The sequence below is a fragment of the Methanospirillum sp. genome, from assembly GCF_035406105.1.
In the GTDB taxonomy this organism is placed as follows: Archaea; Halobacteriota; Methanomicrobia; order Methanomicrobiales; family Methanospirillaceae; genus Methanospirillum.
The window spans coordinates 1-9,661 of record NZ_DAONKG010000084.1; the positions used below are offsets into that span (position 1 = coordinate 1).

The 9,661-nt window shown below is 45.8% G+C and carries 9 protein-coding genes; 5 read left to right on the plus strand and 4 right to left on the minus strand.

Annotated features, from left to right (window positions below):
• On the plus strand, nucleotides 1-1,385 hold a 1,385-nt coding region (locus PLA23_RS06505; protein WP_324474518.1), incomplete at its 5' end, for a PKD domain-containing protein.
• 187 nt (nucleotides 1,386-1,572) lie between these two features.
• Here PLA23_RS06505 and PLA23_RS06510 read toward each other — a convergent pair.
• On the minus strand, nucleotides 1,573-2,472 hold the full coding sequence (locus PLA23_RS06510; protein ID WP_324474520.1) for a hypothetical protein: 900 nt from the start codon (nucleotides 2,470-2,472) through the stop codon (nucleotides 1,573-1,575).
• Nucleotides 2,473-2,814: 342 nt separating this feature from the next.
• On the opposite strand from PLA23_RS06510, the gene PLA23_RS06515 reads away from it, so the two are divergent.
• Nucleotides 2,815-3,045, plus strand: a complete 231-nt coding sequence (locus PLA23_RS06515) for a DUF6009 family protein (protein WP_502883598.1) — start codon at nucleotides 2,815-2,817, stop codon at nucleotides 3,043-3,045.
• Nucleotides 3,046-3,521: 476 nt separating this feature from the next.
• On the opposite strand, the gene PLA23_RS06520 is transcribed toward PLA23_RS06515, so the two are convergent.
• From PLA23_RS06520 to PLA23_RS06530, 3 genes are all read right to left on the minus strand, one after another.
• A complete protein-coding gene (locus PLA23_RS06520) occupies nucleotides 3,522-4,439 on the minus strand; it encodes a hypothetical protein (RefSeq protein WP_324474522.1) in 918 nt (305 codons plus the stop codon).
• 124 nt (nucleotides 4,440-4,563) lie between these two features.
• Nucleotides 4,564-5,544: a hypothetical protein gene (locus PLA23_RS06525; RefSeq protein ID WP_324474523.1), complete on the minus strand. Its 981-nt coding sequence runs from the start codon at nucleotides 5,542-5,544 to the stop codon at nucleotides 4,564-4,566.
• A 267-nt stretch (nucleotides 5,545-5,811) separates the two neighbouring features.
• The gene (locus PLA23_RS06530) at nucleotides 5,812-6,654 is read right to left on the minus strand and encodes a phosphate ABC transporter substrate-binding protein (RefSeq protein ID WP_324474525.1); all 843 of its coding nucleotides are present in this window, start codon (nucleotides 6,652-6,654) and stop codon (nucleotides 5,812-5,814) included.
• Between the two features lie 115 nt (nucleotides 6,655-6,769).
• Here PLA23_RS06530 and PLA23_RS06535 point away from each other — a divergent pair, with 115 nt between their 5' ends.
• From PLA23_RS06535 to PLA23_RS06545, 3 genes are all read left to right on the plus strand, one after another.
• Nucleotides 6,770-7,204 (plus strand): hypothetical protein, encoded by a 435-nt coding sequence (locus PLA23_RS06535; RefSeq protein WP_324331775.1) that lies wholly within the window; start codon nucleotides 6,770-6,772, stop codon nucleotides 7,202-7,204.
• A 29-nt stretch (nucleotides 7,205-7,233) separates the two neighbouring features.
• Nucleotides 7,234-7,689: a HAMP domain-containing protein gene (locus PLA23_RS06540; protein WP_324331774.1), complete on the plus strand. Its 456-nt coding sequence runs from the start codon at nucleotides 7,234-7,236 to the stop codon at nucleotides 7,687-7,689.
• A gap of 256 nt (nucleotides 7,690-7,945) precedes the next feature.
• Complete coding sequence (locus tag PLA23_RS06545; protein ID WP_324474526.1) at nucleotides 7,946-9,412, plus strand: response regulator; 1,467 nt, start codon at nucleotides 7,946-7,948, stop codon at nucleotides 9,410-9,412.
• Nucleotides 9,413-9,661 lie beyond the last annotated feature (249 nt).

Below are 9,661 nucleotides of genomic sequence, written 5' to 3' on the forward strand. Positions count from 1 at the left end.
ACGGGATTGACCTTGATCCCCTGTATGGAGCGGTTCTACCCCGGACCGTGGTGACCGGGAAACGACAACCAACAGAACTGGTCGGTTCGCATATCGAAAAGGTACCTGCTGCTTTCAGTCATTATCAGAAGATATATGATCTGATACAGCGGGGGTATAATCCGCCGTATGATGAGAGTTCTGTTCCGGATGATTCGGACTCTCAGCTCATCATTCTTGGGTCAACAGCAACCCTGACCGATTCTGACAAAGCAGCCTCTTCAGATTCAGATAGGGAAATAATGGCTTCTCCGGGAAATATTACTCTCCATATTACGGATCCGTTTGGGAACACCCTATCAGGAGAGAAACAGACCATCCCGAATGCCTCTATCGGAAGAGTCGATGCAGACGCTGATGGAATCTTCACCGATGAGATGGCCGGTATATTCAACCCGGTTTCCGGGGAGTATCGCCTGAATATTTCCATTCCGGATTGGCATGATACAACAAAGCCGATATCTTTGGATGTCGGGAGCTGGGATACGGATCAGTATGAATGGGTCCATCCCCATGATAATATCCCTGTTTGTCAGATTGAAAATCCCATGTATTTCAGAGTAGATGAAACAGAGGGTATGCAGGTTATCACGATTCCTTCACGGGGACATGCTCCCTTAAACATCTCCTGTATAGAGATGGCGGATGCTGAGGGAGTGCATAATACCTGGGATTTTGGAGACGGGACAACGGTTTCAGATCATATGACGGTCACCCATCGGTATGCAGAACCGGGAACATACATGATGTGTCTTGAATCCTGGAATAATGAGTCCGGATCAAAACTCTTCATACCTGTTACCGTGGAAGAAAGTCCTGCTCCCCTGGTTGCAGATTTCATCGCAGATAATCTGACTGGAACACCCCCGCTCACCGTTTCGTTCCTGGACAGATCCCAGGGGTGCCCGGTCTCCTGGAACTGGACCTTTGGCGATGGTCATAGTTCTCATGATCACAACCCCGTTCATACCTACACGGGTATCGGACGGTACACCGTTACCCTTGAGATAACCAGTCAGAGAGGGGAGCAATCGGTTATCCGAAAACCGGAATACATAAAACCGGCTATGGAGTATCTCCATGGACCATCCGGCGTGATTGTGGCCTCCTCTTCGCCACCCGGAGCGGGGGTACTTATTGATGGCACCGACATCGGAAAGACTCCTCTCCATTCTGCAGCCATTTCTGCCGGAATTCACGATATCCGGGTGATACTGGCTGGATACCATGAGTGGTCAGGGACGGTGAAGGTGAAACCGGGAGGGTATACGGTGGTGCCTTTGGTGACATTACGACCCCTGACCGGGGAAGATCCCGTGAATACCACCATACGCAGAATAAAATAAATGTATGGTTGGTTCACTGAGGAATACCGTAATCTCACTCCCCCTCTTCCAGGGACATATGAATCTATCATCTTATTATCTGGATTCTCCTTCGTTTCATCAGATTCCTGTATGCGAAAACTGAGCAGGTCTCTTTTCCATATATCTGCTACAAGCGTTACAACTGCTACATAGCCTCCTTTTCCGGTTATCCCGATAATTTTTCAAACATATCCGGATTTGCCCGAAATGCTTTCTGCGAATGACCGCTTTTAGGAGGGATGGCATGACGCTCCTGCATCATCTCATGTGCCTGTATCATATTCCGAAATAACCGGTCAGGATATGTTAGGGACGTATGAGAGGAGATGTCGCCTGCATACTCTGTCAGGAACGATGCTATCTCATTCCGGTTTATCGCATCTGACCTGCTGTAGTCGATAATAAGTCCCATGGTCCCGACAAAATAGAGGAAATCATAGTCCTTCCATTCGGTCTTGTGAAGATATGACGCAAGCACAGACTCAAGGAATGGATCAATGTGTGCTGCATCCTGGAAAGGATAGAGAAAAAAGGACGGGGAACGGGTCACTACCAGGCGATAGAACTGAACCGCACGGATAACATCCTCCGATAGGTTCTCGTCCAGGGTCTCATAGATCTGCTCACTGGGTAAAAACCCCCAGTATTCTGAAATTACCGTACTTTGATACCCGACCCTTGTTTTCGGATGATTTGTCCTGGCCAGAAACCCGGCCAGTTTCAACACCAGCTCCTGAACATATGGAGAGGAGAAGAATGACACCCGGTCTTTTTCCGGCATCTGCGTAATGATATCAATAACATATCCCAAAAGAACCTCTGAGGTAAAGTCAATATCCCAGTAATTCACGCCGCTTCTTGTGTCTTTCAGAAGAAGCCCTTCGCCCTTTGCAGCGGCGAGTTGTATCTTCGTGCTTTTTGGTTCTTTTATCCCAAGATCACAGGCAATTCTGTCCCGTATCACCGGTTCAGGGGTGGGTTCAGACTTTTGCAAAAGTATCTCGATAATTTTCCGTTTCGTAACCCCGGGATTGTTGCCCTGACCCCTCGTTCGCCCTTCACTCATGACCTATTGGTATGAAACTATTACTATGAATATATTGCTATGAATTAATAGATAATATTATAATAATAAGTATTATATGGTATGGCAAATAACGGAAGTAGAGAGAATTGAGCACCATGTGTTCGTTTTCACATGAGTCGTTCTGGAAAAAGACCATGAACGACAGGAGTTGATACAATTGAAAAAACCGGATAGTATTCAAAAAAGACCTGACGGATTACCTGCGAACCGGATGCATGACACCCATGATGATGGGGGGATCAGAGGGGGACGCAATGAGTAAAGCAATCACTGCAGGCTGCTCAGGTTCCTGCATACCCTGGCAGATGGAAACAATTTGGAATACTCATCGGGCATGAACTGGTAGAGCGGAGGGATTCCAACACGAAAGGAGTGTATTTGTACCACCACCAATTTTACTGGCTCAAGGAACATGACCGGGATCTCGCTCCGGACGGGGTGTATAAGGGGCCGCAGGGATTTGGTGGCCGGATGCCGACTGAAGCAGTCAATCCTGTCAGTCTGGTGGAGATGAGTCCGTATAGGAAGGAAAACGGAGGAGAGAGGAGATAGGGTTTATTCTATCCTTTCCCCCATTCATTTTCACAAAAAAATCCGGTTTTAGGATTCGGATAGGGCCGTGACGATACATCGGTGATAAAACTGTCTTTGTATCTGCCAGAAGGGATTGGTCTTTCTGGAGACTGACCATGGAAAGCGGGAACCATTGGCAGAGAGCACCAGCGTGAGGTGCGAGGGCCCTCATGGATAAGCCCGCAACTGTCTTTTCTGACAAGCCATCTCCACATCCTGATACTACCACCTCGCGGGTGGTTCTGGACCTGGGATAGCGGGTAACCCTGGACCACAAGCAGAAGATCGGAATGGTTTTCCTTCTGACATGGTATGATGAATACGGTAAGCTCTGTGACTTCTGTGACCTGGTTATCCGGTTTGTTGACATCTGTCGGTCAGAAAAAATAGCATACCAAAGAGACGAGGAGTGCGGGTTCAGATCTCAAATCCCACCCCCTCAAAAGGAGAGAAAATCAGGTCTTTAATCCCAGAGTTTTTCTCATCTCTTCCATCTCTATTCCTGCTTTAATTCTTCCACCATAGAGCAGTTTTATTGCTTCTTTGTCAAGGTCAGATAACTCACGGTTCCTGACTCCGCCGACATGGTAAAAGAAACTGTCTTTTTCAGAGTAGGTTACTCCATGCATCCCCATACTATAGAGAATACCATAGAGCATATAGTACTGTCGCTCTTGAGCACTGATGGAGTCAAGCAGATAGAGATGATCGTTTCCGACAATTCCGATTAACTCTCCCTTCTCGTCTTTTATCAGGCGCTCATCGCTCGTTCTGTCATCTTTATAGTCCTTGAGCATCTTTTCAGGGATGATTTTTATGTTATAAAAATTGTACGGGACGTCTGCGTAGTTCGTCTTTAAAAACCCAAGTGCGAGTTCCTCGTCTTCAAACTGGGTGGTATCGGAGAGTGAATTCAGCTCCTGCGCCAGCGTAAGAAGGAATTTGGTGTCGTCAGTGGTGTAATATGCATCAAGCCAGAATTGATAATCCTTATTTGACTTAAACAGCGTTACTTTGGAATTATCATTTCCAAAGGTGATATCAATCAAGTGTTCTGCGACATCAGTCTTATCAAAGGTCTTTCCTGTTCGTCCTGACTTTTTCTGAAGGTCAACCAAATCTCCCCTGATGTATAATTTCCGGGGCGAGACGATCCCGATGAGTTCACCGTTTTCGTTGGTTACGGGATATTCATCAGCGGTTATCTCATTTTTCAGGGTTTCAAGCTGGGCAGGATCCACGATGGCAATGTTGTAGAAATATTTATCTGATGTATTTCCCTGGGTTGCCGGATCTGTCTGTCCTGCATCTGCCTGTACCATACCGCCAAGGCATACTATACCAATGATTACTACCATCCATCCGATGCACATGTTTTTCATACGTATCTCCATAATTTCAAATTTTTTTCAAGAACACAGAGTATGTTCGGTTTTATGAGTGCTTCTTGTTGATTCTCCAGAGGGCACAAGAGACTCATACGATGAGAGTGTTCATTCATTTTTTATCGGCCATACCCAAAGCCTTCTTCACGTCTTCCAGCGTTAATCCGGATTGCAACCGTCCTCCGTACATGAGCTGAATCGCGTCCTTATCAAGGGGAGATAAGGTCGTCTGCCCGGTGTTCGAAGGATTGAAAAAACTATCCTTATCTGTGCTCTCTCCGTGAAATCCCATACTGAACAGCAGACTGCGAAGAAGGAAATGTGAACGCTCATTCCCTTTCAGATCCTGCTGGATATAGGCTCCATCTTTGCGAACGAGAACGACGGGCTTTCCGGATGGATCATGTAATACCTGATACTGTTCACTGCTTCGATCATCGTACTTCTCAAAAAAGAGGTCTTTATCGACAAAACTGATCGTATAATACGTGTATGGATCCGGGTTATAATTCGGCTTATAGGAAGGAAGAGCGATCTCTTCATCTTCAAACATGGTGGTCTGCGACATATCATTAAAGACAGTAATGAAATCGCGGATTGTATCGATATCGCTCTGATAATACATTGCCTTAAGCCATACCTTATAGTCATGATCCTTTCCAAAGAGGTCTGTTTTTACATTATCACGACCAAAGGTGATGTCGATGAGATGTTTTCCGATCCTGTCCTCAAGATTTTTATGAATAATATCCTGCACCGGGAACTCACTCTCATTCAGATCCCCCCTGAGATACAAGACGTTTGGTGTTAAAACCCCTATATAAAGCCCTTTTTCTACCTTAAGCGGTATTGCCTGTGATCCATAATTGTTCCTTACCGTATTGAGCAATTCAGGATCGACAATCCGTATTTCAAAAAGGCCCGGAATAGTATCTGCCTGCTCAACTATCCGGATGTCAGAATGTGTCGTTGACGGGCTTTCTGCCATGATTGCGGGTACCATAAGAATGAGTACAAGGACAATCATAAGAATGCCTTTCTGCACATGCATACAGGTATACGTGCCTCCTGTAATCCAATAATAATTTCGCATGGAATGATACCTTTTTTGAGTTATCAATTACTCTGTACAACTCCATACCGGGAGGGGTCAAATTATGGGATCTCCCGTACGGGTGCTCCCATACATCCAACACTCAATAGGCCTGTCCGGATCTCCTGTTCTACTATACTGATTTCGTCTCATAATTGTTTATGATTTAAAAAACAATAAAACAGAATCTCTCACCGATGAAAAGAAGCAAGGTTCATTCATAACCTGAAGGGAGGGGTTCTCCCGGGGGGTTTGAAGTATAGAAGCTTAAATGCCTACAAAACCCTTTTCTTCTACAATCTTCTGTCCTTCAGGGCTCAGGACAAAGTCAAGGAATTCCTTTGCAAGACCGGTTGGCTCACCATTTGTAACAAAGTATAACTCACGGGAGAGCGGGTATGTACCGGACTTGACGGTTGCAACGGATGGTTTTTCGGTCTTTCCATCAGAACCGACAATCTCAAGGACTTTTACACCATCTTCAAAACCCATACCAACATATCCGATTGCGGTCGGGGTCTGGGAGACATACTGCTGGACTGCACCATTTGAGTTCTTTTCAAGCATGAACTTGGTAAAGTCTTCTTTGTTCAGCACTTTCTCAAAGAAGAACTCTCTGGTTCCTGATGCACTGTCACGGCCGACGATCTCGATCTTGCCGGTATTGCCTTTCACATCCTGCCATCCGGTAATGGTTCCGGTATAGATATCTTTCAGTTGTTTGAGGGATAATGCATTCAACGGATTTTCAGGGTTTACAATGACAGCGATTCCATCTTTTGCAATCGGAACAAGCTGAAGCTGTGGATATTTTGTTTTCTCTTCATCCTTCAGCTCACGTGAAGACATGGCAAGACCGACAACACCCTCACCGATGGCTTTAATTCCGGCTCCAGAGCCTCCGCCACTTACCTGAATATCAACATCCGGATGCTTTTCCATATATGCTTCTGCACATGCAGCACCAATTGGAAGAACGGTTGTTGAACCGGAGATACTCAGGGTCTGTTCTTCTGCAGCCATTGCAGGTGCAGCAATTAGGAGCACACTGCACAGCAGAATCATAATTCCTGCAATCCGGAAAACCGGAGATATTATCTTGTGAGACATGGTAAATCCCGACACCCATTGTTATCCTCGTATTATTTTGGTTTCCGAGAGAGACTATTGAGAACTATGGTGTCTCTATATCTCTCTATAGATTCCTTATCTGAAAAGAGACTCTATGCTGAATCATTATAGGCCTGGCGAAAGATCTCATGGGTATACCATCCCGTTTGATCAGATTGTTCTGGTCAATTATGCGGGATTATTTGGAGAGAGTTCACTTATGGCAGACATGCTGCACTCAATAATGACAAAACTGACTGCCGGGTTTGTTATCCTGGTCATTCTTATCACCGGCATGACCTTCTTATTCACTGTCGGAGCATCAACGGATAAAATACAGGAATCCACCAAACAGGAACTGCTTGCAATCGCTTCTATCACCGCGTCTGATCTGAATGGTGATGAGATGAAAAAACTGGAACCGGGGATGGAGTCTGAAGTACTCTATCTCATGAATGCGGAACAACTGGCAGCGATGGCACAGGCCGACCATGAGATCGTCAAAATTTTACGATTCGGAAGAGTAACGACGGTCTTGAGTATGTCATAGATAGTGGATATAACACCGGTCATAGGGATGTGAAGATCAGCACCCCTGTTGAAAATCCCTCTCCAGCCATGCTGAAAGCATTTGAAGGCCCGTCGGTTGAGGATGATTTTGTTGTCCGCCCGTGGGGAAAGGTTCTGACCGGGTATGCCCCCATTAAAAATGCCATGGGTGTTGTCGTGGGTGTTGTCGCAGTTGATATGGATGCAGCGGTCGTTGAGAAGAGGATGGACTTTGTCGGTCAGACCATATACCTTATTCTGTTCCTTGGGATCCTCTCTGCCGGTCTTATCATTGGAATATTCTCACGGACCATGATCCGTGATATTCACATGCTGATTGAGTCGGCAAATAAGATCAGTAGGGGGGATACAAACGTGTCCATCTCAATTCATCGAAGCGATGAGATAGGGGAACTGGCATCATCATTTAAACGGATGATAACAAGTCTGAAGATCCTGATGCACCAGGACTACCAAAATGAGTGATTGGAAAACCGGAGGATGTTATGAGCAAAACCTCTGATGCAGTGCTTGAGATTGCAGTTGAGTATTTTGGCCCTGCAGCAATCACCCTCCTTGAGCGACAGACATAGTTCCACCTTCAGGGTCTGAATTTTTCTGATATTGGCCCTGAGCACTGTAAGGAACTGGCAAAATGGGTAGGTCTTGCGTCAGCCATGTTCATTGAGCAGGATCTTGCTCAGGAATTAGCAGACAAGATTGGAAGGCTGGGATGATACAGATGCATGGGAATACTCACCCCTTATTTCCAGTCCACGTCCTCCATGTTGATGATGATCCACATATTCTTGAGATAACAAGAGCGTTTTTGGAACGGTCCGGCAATATTCGTGTGTTCTCTTGTTCATCGGTAAAGGAGGCATTTGCACAACTGACTGAACACCCGGCGGATGTCTTCATCTCTGATTACGAGATGCCTGAAATGAGTGGATTAGAGTTATTACAGACAATTCGTGGTCATGGATGTGATATCCCGTTTATTCTTTTCACCGGCCGGGGACGGGAGAGTTTTGCAATGTCAGCAATCAATTCAGGTGCGACATTTTACGTGCAAAAGGGCGGAGATCCGAGATCACAATATGCTGAATTATCTGATAAGGTAATGAAGGCATACCGGCAATACCGGGATCAGCTGAAGATCAGGCATCTCTCCCGGATTTTTCAGGTTCTTCGGGAAGTATCAGATACCATTCATGGAAATGAAGGCAAAGAAGAGATATTTGGCCGTCTGTGTTCACGGATAACATCCGAGCCAGGATATCAGAACATGCACATTGTTCTCTTTGATACAAACGGGAATGTGACAAAGGTATATCATGCAGGTCTTGAAGACCAGATCAGGCGATATCTCTCTTATGTCAGGGCCGGGAACCGGACATCCTGTTATACAAAAGCCCTGCAACACCAGTCAGGACCCGTTATCTGTGCTCCTGACGAGACCTGTTCCTCATGTCCGTTCTATTCAGACCATATAAACGGGTATACCCTTACGGTCCGGCTGGAACATGCAGGGACAGTTTTTGGCATCCTGTCTGTGACTTTGGACCATGGATTGGCAGAGGATCCTGATGAACAGGCATTGTTTGTGGATGTTGCACGGGAGATCTCGTATGGTCTTCATTACTTTCATTTCCAGGAGGAGCACACGGAGATGGAAAAACTGATCGGGACGAATAAAAAGCTCGACATTCTCAATACGATTACGAGGCATGACATCAAGAATGAACTGACCGTCCAGCTCTTCTATTACGATAACCTGCTTGAACTCTCGAAAAAATATCCGGAGATCGAAGCAGATGTCAAAGAACTTGGTATCTCTCTGAATAATGTCCAGGAACATCTGATGTTCTCCGATGTGTACCAGAAGATCGGGATTCAAAAGCCCCAGTGGCTCTCAATTGACCGGATTATAGAAAATATCACACACGCCCACGGGTTTGGCAGTGTTACCATTCTCCATACAACCGGGCCGCTTGAAGTGTATACCGACCCGATGTTTGGCAAGATCATTATCAATCTTGTGGAAAATGCTCTCATGCACGGATGCCGGGTCTCTACCATCCAGATCCGGTTTGTAGAACAGGTGGACTGTGGGCTTCTCATCATCGAGGATGACGGTATGGGTATTCCGGATACCAAAAAGAAGATCATCTTTGAGCGTGGGGTGGGCAGGAATACGGGTCTCTGACTTTATTATACCCGTGAAATTCTTGCCATGACCAGGATGAGCATATCAGAGACCGGTACATGGAAAGGGGGCCCGGTTTGAGAGATATGCATTCCAAAGTGCTGTTACCGATATTACAAGGGTGAAAAACTGATAAACTGTCTTCACACCCCGTTTTCAGGATCGGTGTGTTCAAATGATTCATAATTCTGGTACATCTATCTCAGTTTTGTGATGGCGACCTAAGATCTGTAATACGATTTTACAAAT